This is a genomic window from Cedecea colo (genome assembly GCF_011808225.1).
Taxonomy (GTDB): Bacteria; Pseudomonadota; Gammaproteobacteria; order Enterobacterales; family Enterobacteriaceae; genus Dryocola; species Dryocola colo.
In genome coordinates this window covers 278,754-300,876 of record NZ_SOYS01000002.1, presented here as the reverse complement: position 1 = coordinate 300,876, position 22,123 = coordinate 278,754, and the positions used below count along the sequence as shown (strand labels likewise).

18 protein-coding genes are annotated in these 22,123 nt (G+C 52.5%); 12 read left to right on the top strand and 6 right to left on the bottom strand.

What is annotated here, in order from left to right:
* Positions 1-82: 82 nt before the first annotated feature.
* Positions 83-1,012 carry a transcriptional regulator MelR gene (melR, locus tag E2L00_RS05820; RefSeq protein ID WP_167608296.1) on the top strand — a complete coding sequence of 310 codons (930 nt, stop codon included), beginning with the start codon at positions 83-85 and terminating at the stop codon, positions 1,010-1,012.
* Positions 1,013-1,298: 286 nt separating this feature from the next.
* Here melR and E2L00_RS05815 read toward each other — a convergent pair whose 3' ends face one another.
* On the bottom strand, positions 1,299-2,408 hold the full coding sequence (locus E2L00_RS05815; RefSeq protein WP_167608293.1) for an ABC transporter ATP-binding protein: 1,110 nt from the start codon (positions 2,406-2,408) through the stop codon (positions 1,299-1,301).
* 357 nt (positions 2,409-2,765) lie between these two features.
* On the opposite strand from E2L00_RS05815, the gene E2L00_RS05810 reads away from it, so the two are divergent.
* From E2L00_RS05810 to E2L00_RS05785, 6 genes are all read left to right on the top strand, one after another.
* Positions 2,766-3,998, top strand: a complete 1,233-nt coding sequence (locus E2L00_RS05810) for an extracellular solute-binding protein (protein ID WP_167608290.1) — start codon at positions 2,766-2,768, stop codon at positions 3,996-3,998.
* 56 nt (positions 3,999-4,054) lie between these two features.
* Positions 4,055-5,362, top strand: a complete 1,308-nt coding sequence (locus tag E2L00_RS05805; RefSeq protein WP_167608287.1) for an ABC transporter permease subunit — start codon at positions 4,055-4,057, stop codon at positions 5,360-5,362.
* A gap of 10 nt (positions 5,363-5,372) precedes the next feature.
* The gene (locus tag E2L00_RS05800; protein ID WP_167608284.1) at positions 5,373-6,224 is read left to right on the top strand and encodes a sugar ABC transporter permease; all 852 of its coding nucleotides are present in this window, start codon (positions 5,373-5,375) and stop codon (positions 6,222-6,224) included.
* Positions 6,225-6,228: 4 nt separating this feature from the next.
* Positions 6,229-7,431: a glycoside hydrolase family 53 protein gene (locus E2L00_RS05795; protein ID WP_167608281.1), complete on the top strand. Its 1,203-nt coding sequence runs from the start codon at positions 6,229-6,231 to the stop codon at positions 7,429-7,431.
* A gap of 29 nt (positions 7,432-7,460) precedes the next feature.
* Complete coding sequence (locus tag E2L00_RS05790; RefSeq protein ID WP_167608278.1) at positions 7,461-9,521, top strand: beta-galactosidase; 2,061 nt, start codon at positions 7,461-7,463, stop codon at positions 9,519-9,521.
* A gap of 68 nt (positions 9,522-9,589) precedes the next feature.
* Positions 9,590-9,901, top strand: a complete 312-nt coding sequence (locus tag E2L00_RS05785; RefSeq protein WP_167608275.1) for a PTS sugar transporter subunit IIB — start codon at positions 9,590-9,592, stop codon at positions 9,899-9,901.
* Between the two features lie 161 nt (positions 9,902-10,062).
* Here the strand turns inward: E2L00_RS05785 and E2L00_RS05780 are convergent, their stop codons facing one another.
* A complete protein-coding gene (locus E2L00_RS05780; protein WP_167608272.1) occupies positions 10,063-11,325 on the bottom strand; it encodes a maltoporin in 1,263 nt (420 codons plus the stop codon).
* 268 nt (positions 11,326-11,593) lie between these two features.
* Here E2L00_RS05780 and E2L00_RS05775 point away from each other — a divergent pair, with 268 nt between their 5' ends.
* Both E2L00_RS05775 and agp read left to right on the top strand, forming a co-directional pair.
* Entirely contained in the window at positions 11,594-12,667 is a 1,074-nt protein-coding gene (locus E2L00_RS05775) for a LacI family DNA-binding transcriptional regulator (RefSeq protein WP_167608269.1), read from the top strand.
* 411 nt (positions 12,668-13,078) lie between these two features.
* Entirely contained in the window at positions 13,079-14,326 is a 1,248-nt protein-coding gene (gene agp, locus E2L00_RS05770; RefSeq protein WP_167608267.1) for a bifunctional glucose-1-phosphatase/inositol phosphatase, read from the top strand.
* Between the two features lie 47 nt (positions 14,327-14,373).
* Here agp and E2L00_RS05765 read toward each other — a convergent pair whose 3' ends face one another.
* Both E2L00_RS05765 and wrbA read right to left on the bottom strand, forming a co-directional pair.
* The gene (locus E2L00_RS05765) at positions 14,374-14,601 is read right to left on the bottom strand and encodes a YccJ family protein (protein WP_167608264.1); all 228 of its coding nucleotides are present in this window, start codon (positions 14,599-14,601) and stop codon (positions 14,374-14,376) included.
* Between the two features lie 17 nt (positions 14,602-14,618).
* Positions 14,619-15,215 carry an NAD(P)H:quinone oxidoreductase gene (wrbA, locus tag E2L00_RS05760; protein ID WP_167608262.1) on the bottom strand — a complete coding sequence of 199 codons (597 nt, stop codon included), beginning with the start codon at positions 15,213-15,215 and terminating at the stop codon, positions 14,619-14,621.
* Positions 15,216-15,609: 394 nt separating this feature from the next.
* Here wrbA and E2L00_RS05755 point away from each other — a divergent pair, with 394 nt between their 5' ends.
* The 3 genes from E2L00_RS05755 to rutR all read left to right on the top strand — a co-directional run bounded on the left by E2L00_RS05755 (position 15,610) and on the right by rutR (position 17,584).
* A complete protein-coding gene (locus tag E2L00_RS05755; protein WP_121267345.1) occupies positions 15,610-15,792 on the top strand; it encodes a con-10 family general stress protein in 183 nt (60 codons plus the stop codon).
* A gap of 174 nt (positions 15,793-15,966) precedes the next feature.
* A complete protein-coding gene (locus E2L00_RS05750) occupies positions 15,967-16,890 on the top strand; it encodes a DMT family transporter (protein ID WP_167608259.1) in 924 nt (307 codons plus the stop codon).
* Between the two features lie 49 nt (positions 16,891-16,939).
* Positions 16,940-17,584, top strand: a complete 645-nt coding sequence (gene rutR / locus E2L00_RS05745) for an HTH-type transcriptional regulator RutR (RefSeq protein ID WP_167608256.1) — start codon at positions 16,940-16,942, stop codon at positions 17,582-17,584.
* On the opposite strand, the gene E2L00_RS05740 is transcribed toward rutR, so the two are convergent.
* On the bottom strand, positions 17,581-17,979 hold the full coding sequence (locus E2L00_RS05740) for a lysozyme inhibitor LprI family protein (RefSeq protein WP_167608253.1): 399 nt from the start codon (positions 17,977-17,979) through the stop codon (positions 17,581-17,583). The two genes, rutR and E2L00_RS05740, sit on opposite strands and share 4 nt — an antisense overlap.
* 60 nt (positions 17,980-18,039) lie before the next feature.
* Entirely contained in the window at positions 18,040-22,002 is a 3,963-nt protein-coding gene (gene putA / locus E2L00_RS05735; RefSeq protein WP_167608251.1) for a trifunctional transcriptional regulator/proline dehydrogenase/L-glutamate gamma-semialdehyde dehydrogenase, read from the bottom strand.
* Between the last annotated feature and the right edge of the window lie 121 nt (positions 22,003-22,123).

Below are 22,123 nucleotides of genomic sequence, written 5' to 3'. Positions count from 1 at the left end.
AAACGTTGGTTTTATGCCCTCATTCCCGGTCTTGCTTCAACGCTGGCGGCATATTTCTGATAATTCAGGAAATGGAGTAACCATGAATACGCTGCCAATATCTTCTCTACCCGACCCGTATATGTGCAGCAGCGACGAAAAGCAGACCCGTAGCCCGCTGTCGCTGTACTCGGAATATCAACGAATGGAGATCGAACTGCGTCCGCCGCACAGCATGCCTGCCAGCCACTGGCATGGACAGGTTGAGGTAAACGTCCCATTCGACGGCGACGTAGAATATCTGATTAATAACGAAGTAGTACAGATAAAACAAGGGCATATCACACTCTTCTGGGCCTGTACTCCGCATCAGCTTACCCGTCCTGGCAACTGCCAGCGCATGGCGATTTTTAATCTGCCGATGCACCTGTTTCTCTCCTGGCCGCTGGACCGGGATTTGATTAACCATGTCACGCATGGGATGGTCATAAAATCACTGGCCACACAGCAGCTCAGCACCTTTGAAGTCCAGCGCTGGCAGCAGGAGTTAAGCAGCCCGGACGAACAAATTCGCCAGCTCGCAATGGACGAAATCGGCTTGATGCTTAAGCGTTTTAGTCTTTCTGGCTGGCAGCCCATTCTGGTTAACAAAACCTCACGCACGCATAAAAACAGCGTCTCGCGCCATGCGCAATTTTACGTCAGCCAGATGCTGGGATTTATTGCCGATAACTACGATCAGGCGCTGACGATCAACGACGTCGCGGAGCATGTAAAGCTCAACGCCAACTATGCGATGGGAATTTTCCAGCGAGTGATGCAGCTAACCATGAAGCAATACATTACGGCGATGCGCATTAATCATGTTCGCGCCCTGCTAAGCGATACCGACAAAACCATCCTTGATGTTGCCCTAATCGCCGGTTTCCGTTCCAGCAGCCGTTTTTACAGTACGTTTGCTAAATATGTCGGCATGTCACCTCAGCAATATCGCAAGCTGAGTCAGCAGCGGCGGCAAATAAAGTCTGTCTGAGCCAGGCTGGCGCTTTTATCTAACAGGAAGAGATTATCGCGTCGCGGGTTGGCCCGACAGGATGGGGAAATTGTGCAGATTGCCGAACGAATGGGTTCCATGTCATCAAAAAAAGCAGATAAAACCATGGCATATATGTGGATGATTATTCAGAAAGATTGAATATTATGAGCCGATACTGCTTAAGCAGGTCGGCTAAGGCTTCAATATTTCGTTGGTTCTGACTTAGCCTTAGCAGAAAGGAAACGAGGAAAAACGAGCGCCCCGTATTTCAGGAGCGCTATGATTACTGGCCGACAGGGAAGGGGATTGCGCTGTTAATACGCAGGTCATTTTCATCAAAAACCATGCAGTACTTAGGATCAAACGCCACGCCTATCTTCTGCCACGGTTTGAACTGAACATCGCCGGGCAGCAGAATTTTAATGTTATCGTGACCGTAGCATTGCCCGAACAGATAGGTGTTATTACCCAACCGCTCCACAACTTCACAATTGAATTCCAGTGCCGTACCGTTGGTAACGTTGGTGGACAGATGCTCGGGACGGATACCCAGCGTGATACTGTCACCTCGCTGGAGCGGTGCGGTATCGAGTGCAAGCGTTAGCGTCTGGTTTTGCGCCACGCTGACGGTGAGTTCGCCGGGCTGCCAGGCTATAACGGTAACGGGCAAGAAGTTCATTTTGGGTGAGCCGATGAAACCCGCCACAAATTTATTCACCGGATTGTAGTAAAGGCTCATAGGCGCGCCGATTTGCTCGACTTTACCGTAGTTCATCACCACGATTTTATCCGCAAGCGTCATCGCCTCAATCTGATCGTGGGTCACATACACCATGGTGACTTTCATTTCCTGATGCAGCTTGGCGATATGCAGACGCATATCCACGCGCAGTTCAGCATCCAGATTTGATAGCGGTTCATCGAACATAAACACCTGTGGATTGCGCACGATGGCGCGGCCAATCGCCACGCGCTGACGCTGGCCGCCGGAAAGTTGCTTTGGTTTACGATCCAGCAAATGAGAAAGCTGCAGGGTTTTCGCCACCATTTCCACCTGATGACGGATCTCATCTTTCGGCATTTTATTGACCTTCAGACCGTAACCCATATTCTCCGCAACCGTCATGTGCGGATAGAGCGCATAAGACTGAAACACCATCGCCACGCCGCGGTGCGCGGGCGCCACATCGTTCATCACCTCATCGCCAATCAGTACTTCGCCGTCGCTCACCTCTTCCAGACCCGCAATCATGCGCAGCAGCGTAGATTTACCGCAGCCGGACGGGCCGACAAACACCGCAAATTCACCGTCTTCAATGTCAAGATTAACATTGTGCAGCGTCTCGGTTTTGCCGAATCGCTTAGTAACATTTCTAAGCCTGATATTAGACATCAACATTCCTCGAAATCATTAGCCGTTGTTTGCCGTTGGGGTTTGACGGTGCTGAAGCTATTTGTGTATTACGTATAACAATTCAGCTAATGGATGCTCAACAGCGTTTAATTCATGGCGTGACTATAACTTTCAGCGGGTTAGCGCCCTACAGGTAAGTTTCATTTCTGCTAAGAAGATCACACAACTTGCAGTTTTTTATCGTGTTAAACCGCTATCAAGTGTAGCGTATAACAAATGCGAAGTGTTGGGCTGAACGTTGGTAAGGTGCCTTGTAATCACGATTCATGCCCGCTTTTCTGCAAAATACAAACCATTAAAACTACTTAATTGTTATACCTTCACATGAGGTTGATAATGAAAAAGAACATTCTTACTGCACTAATCCTCTCAACGCTTGCCGTTGGGCAGCTTATTAGTCTATCCGCTTACGGCGCGCAGCAGCTTAACGTGTGGGAAGACATCAAAAAGTCCCCGGGCATTCAAGATGCCGTTAGCGATTTTGAAAAACAGTACAACGTTAAGGTCAACGTGCAGGAGATGCCTTACGCACAGCAGCTGGAAAAGCTGCGTCTTGATGGCCCAGCGGGCATCGGGCCAGACGTGCTGGTCATCCCCAACGATCAGCTTGGCGCTGCCGTTGTACAAGGGTTGCTGACCCCCCTGAACCTGGACAAATCAAAGCTTGACGCTTTCACTCCCGCCTCGGTTCGCGCATTCAACATGGATAACACTCAGTACGGTGTGCCGAAAGCCGTTGAGACGCTGGTGCTTATTTACAATAAAGACCTGATTGACAAGCCGCTCAGCACGCTGCAGGAGTGGTTCGACTACTCGAAAAAACAGCGTGAGCAGAATAAATACGGTCTTCTGGCCAAATTTGATCAGATCTACTACAGCTGGGGCGCTATTGGCCCGATGGGCGGCTACATCTTCGGTGACAACGGCAAAGGCGGCTTAAACGCGCAGGATGTGGGCCTTAACAAGCCGGGAGCCGTGGAGGCTGTCACTTTCCTGAAAAAGTTTTATACCGAGAAAGTTTTCCCGGCGGGACTCATTGGCGATAACGGCCTGAACGCCATCGACTCGTTGTTTACTGAGAAAAAAGCGGTGGCGGTGATTAACGGCCCGTGGGCGTTCCAACCTTATGAAGCCGCCGGAATCAACTTTGGCGTTGTGCCGCTACCGCTGCTGCCGGACGGTAAACCGATGAGTTCGTTCCTCGGTGTAAAAGGATATGTGGTCTCCACCTGGAGTAAAGATAAGGCGCTGTCGCAGCAGTTTATTGAGTTCATCAACCAGCCTCAATATGTGAAAACGCGTTACATCTCCACTCGTGAGATCCCGCCGATGACGGCCATGATTGACGAGCCGATGATTAAAAATGACGAGAAGGCGAGTGCGGTCGCCGTGCAGTCTGCCCGCGCAACACCGATGCCCGGTATCCCGGAAATGGGTGAGGTGTGGGGACCGGCCAATGCGGCGCTGGAGCTGAGCCTCACCGGCAAACAGGAGCCGAAGGCCGCCCTCGACAGCGCGGAGAAGCAAATCAAAATGCAAATTGAAGCCATGCAGGCCAGCAACCAGTAACCGCTTTGTAGTAACAGAATGGGAGCGATGCCTCCCATTTTCAGAAGGAGTCATGTGTGATTATCAGTCCCAGCGGAAATATTGCGAAAGCGCGTAGCGCAGGTCGCCATGCCTGGTGTGGCCTGTTATTGGCTATCGTGCCGGGGTTTGGTCAGTTTTATCACCGCCAGTGGCTGAAAGGGGGAGTCTTCCTGGTGCTGCTGAGCAGCTTTATGGGCATTTTTTCTGATTTCCTGCGTGAGGGCCTGTGGGGGCTGTCTACGCTGGGTGAAGAAGTGCCGCGAGATAACTCAATCTTTTTGCTGGCAGAAGGCATTATCAGCCTGCTGATTATAGGGTTTGGCGTCAGCGTCTATTATTTGTCACTGCGCGACGCGTGGGTTAACGGCAAAAAACGCGACGACGGCGAGCAGCTCAACAGCGTACGCAAACAGTATCAGCTGCTGCTGAGCGAAGGTTTTCCTTATCTGATGATCACCCCCGGCTTTATTTTGCTGGTGTTCGTGGTTATTTTTCCTATCCTGTTCGGTTTTGCCATCGCTTTTACCAACTACAACCTCTACCACACGCCGCCCGCTAAGCTGGTGAACTGGGTAGGGTTTAAAAACTTCGTCAATATTTTCACCTTATCTATCTGGCGTTCGACCTTCTTTGACGTCCTGCAGTGGACGGTAGTCTGGACGCTGCTTGCGACAACCTTGCAGTGTACCGTTGGCGTAATGCTGGCGATTCTGGTTAATCAAAAAGATCTGCGCTTTAAGCCGCTGATTCGCACTATTTTTATCCTGCCCTGGGCGGTTCCGGGTTTCGTAACCATCCTCGTGTTCGCCGGGATGTTTAATGACACCTTTGGGGTTATCAACAATGCGATTCTGGCCTTCCTTAACATCAGCCCGAAAGCGTGGATGACCGATCCGTTCTGGACCAAAACTGCGCTAATAATGATGCAGACCTGGCTGGGTTTCCCGTTTGTCTTTGCGATGACAACGGGCGTACTGCAGGCCATCCCGGACGATCTCTACGAAGCGGCCACCATGGACGGCGCCAGCACCGGAACGAAACTGCGCACTATTACGCTGCCGCTGGTGCTTTACGCCATTGCGCCAATCATCATCACTCAGTACACCTTCAATTTTAATAATTTCAACATCATATATCTATTTAACAACGGTGGGCCAGCCGTGGTGGGGTCAAATGCAGGCGGAACAGACATCCTGGTTTCGTGGATCTACAAGCTGACGATGTCATCTTCGCAGTACGCCATTGCGGCAACCATCACCATCCTGCTGTCGATCTTCGTGGTTGGCCTGGCGTTGTGGCAGTTCCGCGCCACGAAATCATTTAAAAATGATGACATGGCATAAGGAGAGAATTATGGCTAAATCACCAAGCATTAAACGTGATAAATGGATCCGCCTTTCTCTTTCCTGGGGGATTATTCTGGCGGTGTCGGCGATCATTATCTATCCGCTTATCTGGACCGTTGGGGCATCGCTTAACGCAGGCAACAGTCTGCTGAGTACATCAATCATCCCGGAAAACCTCTCGTTTCAGCATTATGCAGACTTGTTTAACGGGCAGGTCAATTATATGACCTGGTACTGGAACTCGATGAAAATCAGCTTCCTTACCATGATCCTGACGCTGATTAGCGTGAGTTTTACCGCCTATGCCTTCTCACGCTTTCGCTTTAAGGGACGGCAAAACGGTCTGATGCTGTTCCTGTTGCTGCAAATGATCCCGCAGTTTTCGGCGCTGATTGCGATTTTTGTCCTGTCCCAGCTGCTGGGGCTTATCAATAGCCACCTGGCGCTGGTGCTGATTTATGTTGCCGGCATGATCCCGATGAATACCTATCTGATGAAAGGCTATCTCGATGCCATTCCTAAAGATCTGGACGAATCGGCACGCATGGACGGAGCCAGTAACTTCCGCATATTCATCGAGATAATCATGCCGCTATCAAAGCCGATTGTGGCGGTTGTAGCGCTGTTCTCGTTTACCGGCCCGCTGGGGGATTTCATTCTTTCCAGCACCATTCTGCGCACGCCGGATAAATACACGCTTCCCATCGGACTGTATAACCTGGTGGCGCAAAAAATGGGCGCCAGCTACACCACCTATGCCGCAGGTGCAGTCCTGATCGCGTTACCGGTGGCCATCTTTTATCTGGCGTTACAAAAATACTTTGTTTCCGGCCTTACCTCTGGCAGTACGAAAGGATAATTCCATGAAAAGAGTGAAACCAACGGTGCTTGCTGTTTGTCTGGCATGCAGTTTTTCCGCCAGCCTGTTAGCCGCCGATAACCTTAAAACACGTACTTTCGATAACATGCCCGCCGATTTTATCAAAGGGGTGGACATTTCCACGCTGCTGGACGTCGAAAAACACGGCGGTAAATTTTATGACGCCAATAACCAGCAGAAAGACGCACTCGTCATTCTGAAAGAGAACGGTGTGAACTATGTTCGCCTGCGCCTGTGGGTTGATCCAAAAGATAAACAGGGCAATAGCTACGGCGGCGGAGAGAACGATCTGGCCGTCACGCTGGCGCTGGCTAAACGGGCTAAAGCGCAGGGGATGAAACTGCTGCTGGATTTCCATTACAGTGACTTCTGGACCGATCCGGGTAAACAGTTTAAGCCGAAAGCCTGGCAAAAAATGGATTACCCGCAGTTAAAAACCGCGATTCACGACTATACCCGCGACACCATCGCCCGCTTCAAACAAGAAGGAGTGCTGCCGGATATGGTGCAAATTGGCAATGAAATTAACGGCGGCATACTGTGGCCAGAAGGCAAAAGCTGGGGGCAGGGCGGCGGTGAATTTGACCGGCTGGCCGGTTTGCTGAATGCTGCCATTGACGGGATGAAAGAAAATATCAAGCCCGGCGAACAGGTGAAAATCATGCTGCATCTGGCGGAAGGGACTAAGAACGATACTTTCCGCTGGTGGTTTGATGAAATAACCAAACGCAACGTGCCGTTTGATGTAATTGGCCTGTCGATGTATACCTACTGGAACGGGCCGATTAGCGCGTTAAAAGCCAATATGGATGATATCAGCCAACGCTATAAAAAAGATGTCATTGTAGTAGAAGCGGCCTATGCCTGGACGCTGGAAAATTGCGATAACACGGAAAATAGTTTCCAGCAAAAAGAAGAGCAAAACGGCGGTTATCCAGCCACCGTGCAAGGGCAATATGATTATGTCCATGATTTAATGCAGGCGGTTGTTAATGTGCCGAACCAGCGCGGTAAAGGTGTATTTTATTGGGAGCCCGGTTGGATTGCGGTGCCGGGAAATACCTGGGCGACGCCCGCTGGAATGAAATATACCGAAGACCCGTGGAAAGAAGGTAATGCACGTGAAAATCAGGCGTTATTTAATTGCCAGGGGAAAGTGCTGCCATCAGTAAAAGTGTTTAATTAATTTTCGACGTTATTTTCAGGACCGTAAATATGAAAAAATTTTTGCCTTTAAGTCCAAAGGTTGCCGGGCTATTGCACGGCGCGGACTATAATCCGGAGCAATGGGAAGCGTATCCCGGTATTATTGAGAAAGATATTTCCATGATGTCGCAGGCAAATTGTAATGTCATGTCGGTCGGTATTTTCAGCTGGGCTAAACTTGAACCTCGCGAAGGTGAATTTGATTTCGCCTGGCTGGATACGATTCTGAATAAACTTTATCAGGCGGGTATCCATGTTTTCCTGGCGACGCCGAGCGGCGCGCGTCCGGCCTGGATGTCGCAAAAATACCCGGAAGTGCTGCGTGTGGGCCGCGATCGCGTACCGGCGCTGCATGGAGGCCGCCACAATCACTGTATGAGTTCCCCGGTTTATCGGGAAAAAACGCTCAGGATTAACCGCTTGCTGGCTGAACGTTATTCACAGCATCCGGCGGTACTCGGCTGGCATGTTTCTAATGAGTATGGTGGCGAATGTCATTGCGATCTGTGTCAGGAACGCTTCCGCGACTGGTTGAAGGCACGTTATCAGACGCTGGATAACCTCAACCACGCCTGGTGGAGCACCTTCTGGAGCCACACCTACAGTGACTGGTCGCAGATCCAGTCTCCGTCTCCGCAGGGGGAAGTATCCATTCACGGCCTGAATCTTGACTGGCGGCGGTTTAACACCGCTCAGGTTACAGATTTCTATCGCCATGAAATTGAGCCTCTTAAAGCCGTGAATCCGCAGCTGCCGGCCACCACGAACTTTATGGAGTACTTCTACGATTACAACTACTGGCAGCTTGCCCAACAGCTGGATTTCATCTCCTGGGATAGCTACCCGATGTGGCATCACGAAAAAGATGAAACCACGCTCGCCTGCTACACCGCCATGTATCACGATTTAATGCGTACTCTGAAAGGGGGCAAACCCTTCGTACTAATGGAATCGTCCCCCAGCGTGACCAACTGGCAACCTACCAGCAAGCTGAAAAAACCGGGCATGCACATTCTTTCGTCATTGCAGGCGGTGGCGCACGGTGCCGATTCGGTGCAGTACTTCCAGTGGCGCAAAAGCCGTGGCTCGGTGGAGAAACTCCACGGCGCGGTGGTGGATCATGTAGGGCACATTGATACTCGGGTAGGACGTGAAGTGACGAAGCTCGGCGAGATGCTCAACCAGCTCAACGCTGTGGCCGGCTGTCGCACTGAAGCGAAAGTCGCCATTATTTTTGACTGGGAAAACCGTTGGGCCATGGATGATGCCGAAGGTCCGCGCAACATGGGGATGGAATACGAAAAAACCGTCACCGAACACTATCGCCCGTTCTGGGAGAAGGGTGTTGCGGTAGATATCATTAACGCTGACTGCGATCTAAGCGGATATCAGTTAGTTATCGCGCCGATGCTGTATATGGTGCGCGAAGGCTTTGCCGCACGTGCCGAGGCCTTTGTTGCCGCAGGTGGTCACTTCGTTACAACATACTGGAGCGGGATCGTCAATGAATCCGATCTCTGCCATCTTGGTGGCTTCCCGGGGCCGCTACGCGATTTGCTGGGAGTCTGGGCCGAAGAGATTGACTGTCTGGGCGAGGGCGAGCGCAATCTGATTCAGGGGCTTGCGGGGAATGCGGCAGGGTTGCAGGGACCGTACCAGGTTCGTCATTTATGCGACCTGATCCACGCGCAAGGCGCGCAGGTTCTGGCTACCTACCGGGATGATTTCTATGCCGGTCGTCCGGCGGTCACGGTGAATCGCTTCGGTCAGGGAAAAGCCTGGTATGTCGCGTCGCGCAACGATCTTGCTTTCCAGCGAGATTTCTTCGCCGGTATTATGCAGGAGCTAAAACTGCCGCGCGCTATTGAGGCTGAGTTCCCGCCGGGAGTCGTCGCCACTGCGCGTACCGACGGGGAATCATGCTGGGTGTTTGTTCAGAACTTCACCGCGCAGCAGCAGATAGTGACGCTGCCGCAAGGCTACAGCGACGCGCTGAACGGCAAGGATATCAACGGCGCGCTCCTCCAGCTAATGCCGTACGATTGCCGCATCGTTAAACGTAAAGCGTAATTGTAATACCCTAACGCCTGTTCGGACGAGCAGGCGTTTTTTTATCTACCAAATATCTGGAGACAATTATGGTGAGTTTAAAGTCATTTCTGCATTATTTCTCCCAACCCAAACTGACGGTGGCATTAACCGAGCAGGAGCAACAGAAAATTATCGCGCTTATTACCGCGTTTGGTGGCGAGCAAAATATTGAAAAGGTGGATGCCTGTATTACCCGTCTGCGTGTCACGGTTAAAAATCTGCTGCGGGTTAATTCTGAAGAATTACAGGCGCAAGGTGCGCTTGGGGTTATTATTCTGGGGCAGGAAGTGCATGCTGTTTTTGGTAAGCAGTCAGACGCTTTAAGAAAATTACTTGAAGAACATTTCTCTACACGCTAAATAATAAAAATGGGATGGCCTGATAAAATCCATCCCAAAATAATACAAGAAAAAAAGAAATTAATAATTTACTCAATAGCGGAGTTAAATTAAAGGCTCGGAGATAGGGCGGCAAAAATATACAGAAAATATTACTCTTTAATTAGATTAACGAGTGACGATTACCACCAGGTTTCAACCTGTACACCAAAGTTCCAGGTATCGCTGGCGGTGCCATCCTGGAAAGATTTTCCGTCTTCTGAATCGTTAAGATAAGAAGCGAACACGCGCAGTTCCGGGCGAGACATAAAATCAGGGCCGTCTGCCAGGCCTAATGCTACGGTATATTTTTCTCCGCTTTGCTTATAATGCGTACCGTTGTTGTAGGTATCTTTCTGATAGAAGCCACCCACTTCACCTATTAAACGCACATATTCGGTGAACTGATACTGTGCACGGCCAACCAGTGAAACCAGGCGTGATTTGTCGGTGTACTGCGTGATGTCGTCTGCTGAACCATAGGTCAGCACGTGGTTAAGCGAAAGCCTGCCGGTGATAGGAATAAGACCGGTGTTAATGACGCGGTAACCGGTGGCGTCGTTAACGTAATTCCACATGTCATACCAGCCTCCGCCCTGCGAAATCATGTTCTGTGCCAGCCCTTTGTTAGCATACTGCAATACCAGTTTGTTATAGCCGCCGAGCATATCCTGGGATATTTCACCGGTCAGCATTACGCCATTATCGGCCTCGTAAAGTCCGCCGTATTCTTTTTGCTTATTAGTAGGGTTAGGCATGGCGTAGTCGATACCAAACTCAGTCCAGGCTCCCGTCCATGGCTTCCAGCCAGCATAACGCAGGTCGAGGTAGTTAATATTCACATCGCTGTCACCGTCGACACGATAGTCAACGTCGTTCGCATCTCCGCGAATCCATGCAAAAGAAACCGCACCCGGTCCGACGGTATAGTTCTCAATACCGGCACCGGAACCGGAAATATTCCAGTATTTTGTATCGATGATATGCAAGTCGTGACGCTGGTAGTAGCGTTTCCCGCCCCAAATCACCGCATTCGGATCGCCGGGGATCAGCCCTTTAATCTGCAAATTAAGCTGGCGCAGACCAAATTCTGCATCATCGTCAAAGGTGGTTTCACTGTCGTTTGAACCGTCAGAAACCATACTGACCATGCTGTCCACATAGAAGCTGACATCGTTTTTTTTATATACCTCAGAACCCAGTTCCAGTTCGCCATAAGTGTCGGCCTCGTTACCTAAACGGCCGATTTTATTCTTTTGCCACTCTTCCATTCCACCGTCCCGCGATACACCTATACCGGAGCGCAGATAGCCATGGAAATCGATGGGGTTAACGGCAGCCAGAAGCGAGGGTGAAGTTAGCGCAGCGGCTAACGCAATGGACACGGTGCGTAGCGTAGTTTTCATGTTATCCTCTTATTGTTTTGTATTACGTTCACAAAAATCGATGTCATAAAATGCCTAAACGTAAAATCAGGCAAATGATTGATCTCGAATGTGTGATTAAGTGCAAATAAATCAGCAAGATTAATGGCGATAGGTGGGCGTGTTCACACTTGATTTTTATGTGAACGTAATACTTAAATGGCGTAACGGTCGCGTTTTTTTATCCTGGTGTGCGTTTTTTAAATGGCCCCTGTTAAAATCAATGCATAACAACATAAGGAACCGGACCATGAAGTCTAAAAGCGCGACGTTAGAGGATGTTGCTCACCATGCGGGCGTCTCTTACCAGACAGTGTCAAGGGTGCTAAATAAGTCAGCCAATGTTTCCGAAGCCACGCGTAGTAAGGTAGAGAAGTCCATAGAGTTACTACGCTATGTACCAAATAAGCTGGCGCAGCAGCTGGTAGGAAAGCAGAGTAAAACCGTTGGGCTGGTCACCACATCGCTTGCGTTGCATGCGCCTTCACAGGTTGCTGCTGCGGTAAAACGCTATGCGAATCTTGAGGGCTACCAGGTGCTGATCTCCATGATTGATGAGAACGTCAACTATGGTATTCAGGATTCCATCAACGAACTCAAGTCGCAGCTGGTTGATAAGGTCATTATTAATGTGCCGCTGGAGACCGAATCTGCCGAAAAAATTGTCGCGGATAACGCTAACGTGCAGTGCCTGTTTCTCGACGTCGATCCCTACAGTTCGGTCTTTAATGTCTCATTCAACCCGGCGGACGGCACCCGTTCCAGCGTGAAATATCTTTATGAGCTGGGACACCGGGACATCGCATTGCTTTCAGGGCCGGATAGCTCGGTATCCGCGAAGCTGCGTCTGAAAAGCTGGATAGAAACGCTTAATAGTTACGGCCTGCAGCCGGCTGCGGTGGTGAAGGGGAACTGGGATGCGCAGAGCGGCTATGCTGGAGCGCTGCAAATACTTCGCTCAACGCCAAATTTTAGCGCCGTTTTAGCGGCAAACGACCAGATGGCGCTGGGTGTACTGAGCGCGTTTCATCAACATCAAATCTCGATTCCCGGCGAAAAATCGGTTATCGGCTATGACGATACCTATGAAAGCTCGTTTTTCCATCCGGCGCTGACCACCGTATCACTGGATTTAGATTTGCAGGGAAAAGAGGCTGTGCGGCGTATTCTCGACAGCAACCATAACGACGCGGAGCGCAGTTCCTCTATTTTGCCTGCCCGGCTGGTTGTGCGTAATTCCACCGGGCCGAAGCAGGAAAAAAGCCAGAATCTGCAGGCCATAGCGGAGCAGCTAAGCGGCATTGCCCGGATGCTCGCCCGGTGATGCCATAGCGGACTTCTTCACGGAGTCCGTTAACCTGTCTTAATCAATGCCGTTTGCGGATGCCGTGGGCCCGGCATTCTTCCCGAAAGACTTTATGAAAAAGCGGCGGCTCAAAGGCATCGGCAGCTACTTTGACCGTGCCGGATGCACCAACTGAAAATCCTTCCGTGGCTCTGTAATTCGCGCTACATCGCTCTGACCATGCCGCATTTGCCTGGACGTCCGCTTTATGGCCCGCATAACCGCTACCAAAAAATCAGTTGATTGAGTCTGCCGGTCAGATAACTCCATAATTTTCTGAGTATGGGTTCGTTAATCTGTCATTTTGCGATCTGTTACCGGGCGTGCAGCGGTTTTTCTGCCACACTTTGCCTGGTACCTTTGCTGCAATAACCTCTTGAGGAATAAGGAATGAATAAGAAAATCGTCGCCTCATTACTGGCCGTGTCCTGTTTTGTTCCAGGAATGGCAAATGCCGAAGCCGCCCCGGAAGGCTATCAGCTTCAGCAGGTTCTGTTGATGAGCCGCCACAATCTGCGTGCGCCGCTGGCGAATAATGGCAGCGTGCTTGAGCAGTCTACTGCGCAATCGTGGCCGGAATGGGATGTGCCTGGCGGGCAGCTAACCACCAAAGGTGGCGTGCTGGAAATCTACATGGGGCATTATCTGCGCGAGTGGCTGGCGGAGCAGGGCCTGGTGAAAAGCGGCGAGTGTCCGGCTCCGCAAAGTGTGTATGCCTACGCCAACAGCCTGCAACGAACCGTAGCTACCGCACAGTTCTTTATCACCGGCGCTTTCCCCGGCTGCGACGTGCCGGTTCATCATCAGGAAAAAATGGGCACCATGGACCCAACGTTTAATCCGGTGATAACCAACGACTCTCCCGCATTCCAGCAGGCGGCGGTGAAAGCCATGGAGGCCCAGCGCGAGCACTACAAGCTGGACGACAGCTACAAACTGCTTGAGCAGGTGACGGCGTTTAACGACTCGCCGACCTGCAAAGAGAAACAACAGTGTGATTTAACCGCATCGAAGGACCAATTCAGCGCAAAAGCGACCGAGGAGCCGGGCGTCAGCGGGCCGTTAAAAGTGGGCAACTCGCTGGTGGATGCTTTTACGCTGCAATACTACGAAGGGTTCCCGCTCGACCAGGTTGCCTGGGGGCAAATCAAAACCGAAAAGCAGTGGCGCGTGCTGTCGCAGTTGAAAAACAGCTATCAGGACACGCTGTTCACGTCACCAGAAGTTGCGCGTAACGTGGCGGCCCCGTTGGTAAAATATATCCAGAAAGCGCTGACCGGTAACCAGGCCGAAGCGCCAAAAGTTACCCTGTTGGTGGGCCATGATTCAAATATTGCTTCGCTGCTGACCGCGCTGGATTTTAAAGACTACCAGCTTGCGCAGCAAAACGAGCGTACGCCTATCGGCGGCAAAATCATGTTCCAGCGCTGGCATGACAGCAAGGCCAATCGTGAGCTGATGAAAGTAGAGTACGTCTACCAGAGCAGCGAGCAGTTACGAAACGGGCAGGTGCTGAGCCTGCAACAGCCGCCGCAGCGCGTAACGCTGCAGCTCAACGGCTGTCCGATTGACGCAAATGGTTTTTGTCCGTGGGATAAGTTTACCGACGTGTTAAATCAGGCGGTGGCAGGCAAGTAGCGTAGAGAGATAAGTCCCCCGCCCTGGCGGGGGACCGGTTGCACAATCTAAACGTTTTTGCGCTCTATGGTTTGCTCTCCCCAGAACAGCGAGTCTTTATCGGTTTTCTCAAACGCCTTGATCAACACTTCGTCGCTGCCTTCCTCCCAGATTTTCTCTGCGAGCTTTTCGTCATAGTCGGCCACTTCAAAAATAGCTTCTGCTATCTCAGGAGAAGTGTTACGTAAACTCGCCCATTCACCGACGTGATGCGCCTTGGATTCTTGAGTTGGCATATATGCTCCTTCTGAAATTAACCGTTAAGTTTTACTGCCAGACCAGCCACGTATTCACCCTGATAGCGGGCGATTGATAGCTCTTCCGGGCTTGGCTGACGAGAGCCGTCGCCACCGGCTATAGTCGTGGCGCCGTAAGGGGTGCCGCCGCGTACCTGAGAAATATCGAACAGCTCCTGTGCCGCATAGCCGATCGGGACAATGACCATCCCGTGATGTGCAAGCGTAGTCCATGTTGAAGAGATAGTATGTTCCTGTCCGCCGCCTGTGCCGGTTGAACTGAACACGCTGGCAAGCTTGCCGTAAAGGCCACCGGATACCCACAGACTGCCGGTTTGATCGAGGAAGGTCCGCATTTGCCCTGACATATTGCCAAAGCGGGTTGGGGTGCCAAAAATGATGGCATCATATTCTGCCAGCTCCTGCGGGGTAGCCTGGGGTGCATTCTGCGTTTTACCACCGGCTTTTAAGAAGGCCTCTTCCGGCATGGTTTCCGGTACCCGTTTTATCGTTACTTCAGCACCATCGACCTTTTGCGCACCTTCCGCCACGGCGTGAGCCATAGTCTCGATATGTCCATACATGGAATAATAGAGCACCAGTATTTTTGCCATCTTGCTTTACTCCTGGATTAAACCGCAGCGTTTTGCTGCCCTCCTTTAAAGATATGCCCTGTACTCAAGAGTGCAAACCAGAGTGCCGTTTCCTTGCGTTAACACAATCTGTGGCGACATGGGAAAAATGTAGCATTAGGTCACAGTTTTCCGCGTAGATCCTTTCATTAAATATAAGAATGTCTTATGAATCGCAGCGCAAAAAAATCACCCGTTCTGACGATTACATGTTGCAAAATATTACGGTTAACTGGTCAATTACCTCCGCTGCACTAAGCTTAATTTCACGCGGCAACGATAATGGCGCAAGCCGAAAGCCGTGCGGTGAAAGGATATCCCCTTTGACTGAATGCAGAATGATGACTTATTGATTTCACCAATCTGGAGGTTAGAAATGGCAAACCATCGTGGTGGTTCAGGTAATTTCGCTGAAGACCGTGAAAGAGCATCAGAAGCAGGCCGTAAAGGTGGCCAGCATAGCGGTGGGAACTTTAAAAATGACCCACAACGTGCATCAGAAGCAGGCCAGAAAGGGGGCAAAAATAGCCACGGCAGCGGTAGCAGCAAAAGCAAGTAGCCGTAGCTAACCGCAATTAGTTACTCTGCCCGATTATTAATAGCTAATTGCCTGTCCCGACCGCCGGTTTTTACCGGCGGTTTTTTATTTCCTGCCGCCCATTGCGCCAGATTTCGGCAGATCGCACTATAGTCAGCTCTTTTATACATCTTCTGAATTATTGTCGGTATAGCCATGCCCGCTTCATTACACCGCTATAAATTTTCCCTGAAGCCGCAGGAAGCGCTCCTTATCCTCATTACCATGTTCTGGGGCGGCACTTTCCTTGCCGTGCAATATGCGATGACCGTGAGCGGGCCGCTTTTCTTTGTCGGCCTGCGTTTCGCTACCGCCGCTCTCGCCGTAGGCCTGTTATCGATAAAATCCATGCGCGGCCTGACATGGCTGGAAGTGAAAGCGGGCGTTGCAATTGGTATTGCTATCGCCATGGGTTACAGCATGCAGACCTGGGGATTGCAGACCATTCCGAGCAGTAAGTCCGCATTTATTACCGCCATGTACGTTCCTTTAGTGCCGCTGCTGCAGTGGATCTGCCTGGGCAAAATGCCGGGAATTATGTCATGGGTGGGCGTGGCGCTGGCCTTTGCTGGCTTAATGTTTCTTGCCGGGCCGGAAGGGGCGTCGTTAACGCTGGATGCGGGGGAAATCATCACGCTGCTAAGCGCGCTGGCGATAGCTGCCGAGATAATCATGATAAGCCTCTGGGCGGGCAAGGTGGACATTAAGCGTGTGACCGTTGTGCAACTGGCAACCGCTTCAGTCGTGGCCTTCGCTGCTATGATCCCGGCAGGTGAAAGCATGCCGCCGATGACCACCGGGCTGGTCGTTATCGCGCTGGGATTGGGTATTTTCAGCGCCATCATTCAGGTAACGATGAACTGGGCGCAGCGCAGCGTCTCACCGACTCGCGCCACGGTTATTTATACCGGCGAACCGGTATGGGCAGGGATTTTCGGGCGTATCGCCGGGGAGCGTTTACCCGTGCTGGCGCTGTTTGGCGGCGCGCTGATTGTCCTTGGCGTGCTGGTAAGCGAGCTGAAGCTTAAGCGTGAAAAATCAGCGGATCTGCGCTCCGGAAACGCAAACGAGTCGTTGTAAATCCCGGCTTTTGCTATGCTTGAGGCACATCGGATCAGGAAGAGCCCACATGGCGGAAGGCGCAGTACAAACCAAACAAACCGGGCGGCGATCGCTTGTCGTAGCCGCCAAAAAACAGGCCATTCTGGCGGCAGGACTGGAATTTTTCTCGCTGTACGGTATCCACGGCACCAGCCTTGATAAGGTGGCTGAGCGCGCCGGGGTGTCCAAAACCAATCTTCTTTATTATTACCCTTCAAAAGAAGCGCTTTATATCGCCGTGCTCAAGCAAATCCTTGCTATCTGGCTCGCGCCGCTGCGTGCGTTTCGTGAAGATTTGGAGCCGCTGGCGGCTATCGGTGAATACGTCCGTCTGAAGCTTGAAGTGTCGCGCGATCATCCTCAGGCCTCGCGGCTGTTTTGTCTTGAGATGCTGCAGGGCGCGCCGCTATTAAAAGATGAGCTAACCGGTGATTTGAAATCACTGGTGGAGGATAAATCGGCGATAATTGCCGGCTGGGTAGCGGCTGGAAAACTGGCGGCGATTGACCCGCATCATTTAATCTTCATGCTGTGGGCAACCACACAGCATTACGCGGACTTCGCAAGCCAGGTCGAGGCGGTGACGGGCAGCAATCTCAGTGACGAAGACTTTTTCCGCCGCACGGTGGAAAACGTGCAGCGGATGATTATTGAAGGGATCCGGGTGCGCTAGTTCTGCTGCGGCGGTAAAGGGCAGCTCATGTCGCCTTCCTCACACTGGGTGAGCGATTCAAGAAAGGCGGTACGCTCTTTGGTGCGGTCTGAGAGACAGATGCTGTGAATCATCGGCGCGATAGTGCCGCCTTCGCTGCCGGAACTGATAAATTTACAGTCGGCATCGCGCACCTTTATCCACGCCAGCTGAGCCTGCCTGAGCAAATTTTGCTGTTCGGGCGTGGCAAGACTCAGCACTTTTTTATACGTCTGGTTAAGCAGCTGGTCGTCCTGTTTGTACTGCGCGCTATAACATTCGTTGCTTTCAAGCTGCGTATTGGCTTTTTCGCAATCAATCGCATGGGCTGCGGCACTTAACAGCAGGCTCGCCAGGAACAGCGTTACGCGTTTCATTATGATAACTCCTCAAAGAAAAAGGCTCCTTTTAAGGAGCCCTTCAAGCGTAGCGAAGCCTTAGCCGATTGTCATCAGGCTGGCGTTGCCTCCGGCTGCCGCGGTGTTCACGCTTAGCGAACGTTCCATGTACAGACGCTCAAGCAGCAGGTTGTTTTCTGCCCGGGCAAAGCCCTGCACCGAGACGAGCGCTCCGTCGCGGGCGGCAACTTCTTCACACAGTTCTCGCAGCTGATCTGAATCACCGTGATAAATCACCGCATCAAACTGCTGACCGATCAGCGCTTCTGGTTTCGCAAAATCAATCTTCTGCTGAACCTGCGACGGCAGTTGTTTTGCCAGATCGCGATGCAGGGCGTCATCGGCCCACAGCGCCCGGCTGCCGACGCTTGTCACCGCCGCTAGCTGTACCAGCGCATCCTGTTCGTTATCCGCCACGCACAGCACGCGCTCGCGAGGCATCAACGCGTACGTATTACGCTCGCCGGTTGGACCGGGTAGCTGGCGCAGCGTGCCGCTCTGTGCCTGTTCAGCGAAACGTTCGCAAATAACCTGAATATCACCACGGTTTGTTGCCCACTGGGTCAATGCCTGATGAGCTTCCTGCAGGCTGGCTTTTAACGTGGTATCGACAGGCAGCTCTGCGTCCTGACGAGTAAAGGTTTTCTGTAACGCGTTTTCCGGGCGGTTAGCCAGCAGACGGTACAGGTAGAGCGGGCCACCGGCCTTTGGCCCCGTGCCGGACAGGCCTTCGCCACCGAACGGCTGCACGCCGACAACCGCGCCAACCATATTGCGGTTCACGTACATGTTGCCGACGTGGGCAGAACCGGTCACCTGAGCGATGGTTTCGTCGATACGGGTGTGCACGCCAAGGGTCAGGCCGTAACCTGCCGCGTTAATCTGCTCAATCAGCGCTGCAAGGTTGTTACGGTTGTAGCGCACCACGTGCAGCACCGGCCCGAAGACCTCTTTTTGCATCTCGTCGAAGCTTTCCAGCTCAATAAGCGTTGGCGCAATAAAGGTGCCGCTTTGCCACTCTTTCATATCCTGAGCGTTTTCACGCGCGGCCTGGAAGATTTTGCGCCCTTTGGCGCGCATCGCCTGAATGTGCCGGTCGATGTTTTCCTTCGCGTCGGCGTCAATCACCGGGCCGATATCGGTTGTCAGACGGCCAGGATTACCCATACGGCATTCTGCCATCGCGCCGCGCAGCATTTGCAGCGTGTGCTCGGCTACTTCCTCCTGAACACACAGCACGCGCAGGGCGGAACAACGTTGTCCGGCGCTGTCGAACGCGGAGGCGACGACATCGACCACTACCTGCTCTGTCAGGGCTGAAGAGTCCACAATCATCGCGTTCAGACCGCCGGTTTCGGCAATCAGCGGCGTCGGACGACCCTGCGGGTCCAGGCGGTCGGCAATGTTACGTTGCAGCAGGGTCGCAACTTCTGTCGAACCAGTAAACATTACGCCACGCACGCGGGCATCGCCGGTTAGCTGAGCGCCAACCGTTTCACCGCGGCCTGGCAGCAGTTGCAACACGCCCGCAGGCACACCGGCTTCAAGCAGAATTGCAACGCCCTGAGCGGCAATCAGCGGGGTTTGCTCCGCAGGTTTTGCCAGCACGCTGTTACCCGCGGCAAGTGCGGCCGCAATCTGGCCGGTGAAGATAGCCAGCGGGAAGTTCCACGGGCTGATGCACACTACCGGGCCAAGCGGGCGATGCGTTTCGTTATCGAAATCGTCACGCACCTGGCCTGCGTAGTAATGCAGGAAATCAACGGCTTCGCGTACTTCCGCGATAGCATTGCTAAAAGTTTTACCGGCTTCACGAACCAGGATGCCGATCAACTGCTGCATCTGGCCTTCCATGATCACGGCGGCGCGTTCAAGGATCAGGGCGCGCTCCTGTGGCGGCGTTGCGAACCAGATTGGCGCATTGTTAACCGCATTTTCCAGCGCACGGGAAATTTCATCGCCGGTAGCCTCACGCGTGAAACCGACAATATCGTTTGGCTCGGCCGGGTTTTTAACCTCCACCAGCTCGCCGGGATTAACGGCTTCTTCAAGGATCGGTAACGCCTGCCATTTCTGCGTTGCGCTGTTAAGCAGGGCGGAGGAGAGGGATGCAAGGCGATGTTCGTTCGCCAGATCCAGCCCGCTGGAGTTGCTGCGACCTTCGCCATACAGATCTTTTGGCAGCGCGATTTTCGGGTGCGGCAGGCCAAGCTGGCCCTCTTTGCTGGCAAGTGCTTCCGTTGCCGTAACCGGGTCGGCCACCAGTTCATCCAGCGACAGCGTGTTGTCAGCGATACGGTTAACAAATGAGGTATTCGCCCCGTTTTCCAGCAGACGACGCACCAGATAAGCCAGCAGCGTTTCGTGCGTGCCCACCGGCGCATAAATACGGCAAGGACGGTTCAGCTTGCCGTCGGCAATTTTACCTACGACCTGGTCATAGAGCGGCTCGCCCATGCCGTGCAGACACTGGAATTCGTACTGGCCGGGGTAATAGTTCTGCCCGGCGAGGTTGTAAATTGCCGCAAGCGTATGGGCGTTGTGCGTCGCGAACTGCGGATAAATCAGATTCGGCACCGTCAGCAATTTTTTTGCACAGGCCAGATAGGAGATATCGGTGTAAACCTTGCGGGTATAAACCGGGTAGCCCTCAAGGCCTTCCATCTGGGCACGTTTAATTTCGCTGTCCCAGTACGCCCCTTTCACCAGGCGGATCATCAGGCGGCGCTGGCTGCGGGTGGCGAGATCTATCAGATAATCAATAACGAACGGGCAGCGTTTCTGGTAAGCCTGAATCACGAAGCCAATGCCGTTCCAGCCGGCCAGCTCCGGCTCGAAGCAAAGCTTCTCAAGCAGATCGAGAGAAATTTCCAGACGATCGGCCTCTTCGGCATCAATGTTAATTCCCACGTCGTACTGGCGCGCCAGCAGCGTCAGGGATTTCAGGCGCGGATACAGCTCTTCCATCACCCGGTCGTATTGCGCGCGGCTATAGCGTGGATGCAGGGCAGAAAGCTTGATTGAAATGCCCGGACCTTCGTAGATGCCGCGCCCGTTAGAGGCTTTACCGATGGCGTGAATGGCCTGCTGATAAGAAACCATGTACGCCTGTGCGTCGGCGGCGGTCAGCGCGGCTTCACCGAGCATATCGTAAGAGTAGCGGAAACCTTTTTCTTCCAGCTTGCGGGCGTTAGCCAGCGCTTCAGCAATGGTTTCGCCGGTGACGAACTGTTCGCCCATCAGGCGCATCGCCATATCCACGCCTTTGCGGATCAGCGGCTCGCCGCTCTTGCTGATGATGCGATTAAGCGAGTGGGAAAGGCTGGTTTCGTTGTGCGTGGACACCAGACGCCCGGTAAACAGCAATCCCCAGGTGGCGGCGTTCACAAACAGCGACGGGCTGCGGCCAATGTGGGAATGCCAGTTGCCGTTGCTGATTTTGTCGCGGATTAACGCATCGCGGGTCGCTTTGTCCGGAATGCGCAGTAAGGCTTCCGCCAGGCACATCAGCGCCACGCCTTCCTGGGAAGAAAGCGAGAATTCCTGTAATAAACCTTGTACCATGCCCGCCCGGCCCGATGCGCCCTTCTGATTGCGCAGTTTTTCGGCCAGCTGCCAGGCGAGTTTGTGGGTCCGTTCGGCAAGCGGCTGCGGCAGGCGCGCCTGCTCAAGGATCATTGGAACCGCGTCGGTTTCCGGGCGGCGCCAGGCAGCGGTAATCGCGGCACGGTTAACGGACTGGGGCAGGATTTGTTCGGCAAAATCGAGGAAGGGCTGATGCGTTTCTTCCGTAACCGGCGCGGCTTCTTCACTTTCATTAGCGGCACCCGCAAGCAAAGCAGGTAATTCTGGCAGTTCATCATTATTTTCCAGGCGTTCAAGATAGTTAAAAATCGCCTGTTTAATTAGCCAGTGCGGCGTGCGGTCAATACGTGAAGCGGCGAGCTTAATACGCTCGCGAGTCGCCTCGTCGAGTTTAACGCCCATTGTCGTGGTGCCCATGCCAAAGACTCCCTTGTGCAAGATTTAAAATAAGTAACGGCAAAAGTTAACCGGCAATATCTACTATGTTGCAACTTTGTGCAACCGTGTTTAACGTGAGCCAGATAACAGGCCGGAAAAA

Excerpts from the sequence above, each read along its gene's own strand:
- melR (WP_167608296.1), top strand. The coding sequence starts at position 83 with ATGAATACGCTGCCAATATCTTCTCTACCCGACCCGTATATGTGCAGC.
- E2L00_RS05815 (WP_167608293.1), bottom strand. The coding sequence starts at position 2,408 with ATGTCTAATATCAGGCTTAGAAATGTTACTAAGCGATTCGGCAAAACC.
- E2L00_RS05810 (WP_167608290.1), top strand. The coding sequence starts at position 2,766 with ATGAAAAAGAACATTCTTACTGCACTAATCCTCTCAACGCTTGCCGTT.
- E2L00_RS05800 (WP_167608284.1), top strand. The coding sequence starts at position 5,373 with ATGGCTAAATCACCAAGCATTAAACGTGATAAATGGATCCGCCTTTCT.
- E2L00_RS05795 (WP_167608281.1), top strand. The coding sequence starts at position 6,229 with ATGAAAAGAGTGAAACCAACGGTGCTTGCTGTTTGTCTGGCATGCAGT.
- E2L00_RS05790 (WP_167608278.1), top strand. The coding sequence starts at position 7,461 with ATGAAAAAATTTTTGCCTTTAAGTCCAAAGGTTGCCGGGCTATTGCAC.
- E2L00_RS05785 (WP_167608275.1), top strand. The coding sequence starts at position 9,590 with ATGGTGAGTTTAAAGTCATTTCTGCATTATTTCTCCCAACCCAAACTG.
- E2L00_RS05780 (WP_167608272.1), bottom strand. The coding sequence starts at position 11,325 with ATGAAAACTACGCTACGCACCGTGTCCATTGCGTTAGCCGCTGCGCTA.
- E2L00_RS05775 (WP_167608269.1), top strand. The coding sequence starts at position 11,594 with ATGAAGTCTAAAAGCGCGACGTTAGAGGATGTTGCTCACCATGCGGGC.
- agp (WP_167608267.1), top strand. The coding sequence starts at position 13,079 with ATGAATAAGAAAATCGTCGCCTCATTACTGGCCGTGTCCTGTTTTGTT.
- E2L00_RS05765 (WP_167608264.1), bottom strand. The coding sequence starts at position 14,601 with ATGCCAACTCAAGAATCCAAGGCGCATCACGTCGGTGAATGGGCGAGT.
- wrbA (WP_167608262.1), bottom strand. The coding sequence starts at position 15,215 with ATGGCAAAAATACTGGTGCTCTATTATTCCATGTATGGACATATCGAG.
- E2L00_RS05755 (WP_121267345.1), top strand. The coding sequence starts at position 15,610 with ATGGCAAACCATCGTGGTGGTTCAGGTAATTTCGCTGAAGACCGTGAA.
- E2L00_RS05750 (WP_167608259.1), top strand. The coding sequence starts at position 15,967 with ATGCCCGCTTCATTACACCGCTATAAATTTTCCCTGAAGCCGCAGGAA.
- rutR (WP_167608256.1), top strand. The coding sequence starts at position 16,940 with ATGGCGGAAGGCGCAGTACAAACCAAACAAACCGGGCGGCGATCGCTT.
- E2L00_RS05740 (WP_167608253.1), bottom strand. The coding sequence starts at position 17,979 with ATGAAACGCGTAACGCTGTTCCTGGCGAGCCTGCTGTTAAGTGCCGCA.
- putA (WP_167608251.1), bottom strand. The coding sequence starts at position 22,002 with ATGGGCACCACGACAATGGGCGTTAAACTCGACGAGGCGACTCGCGAG.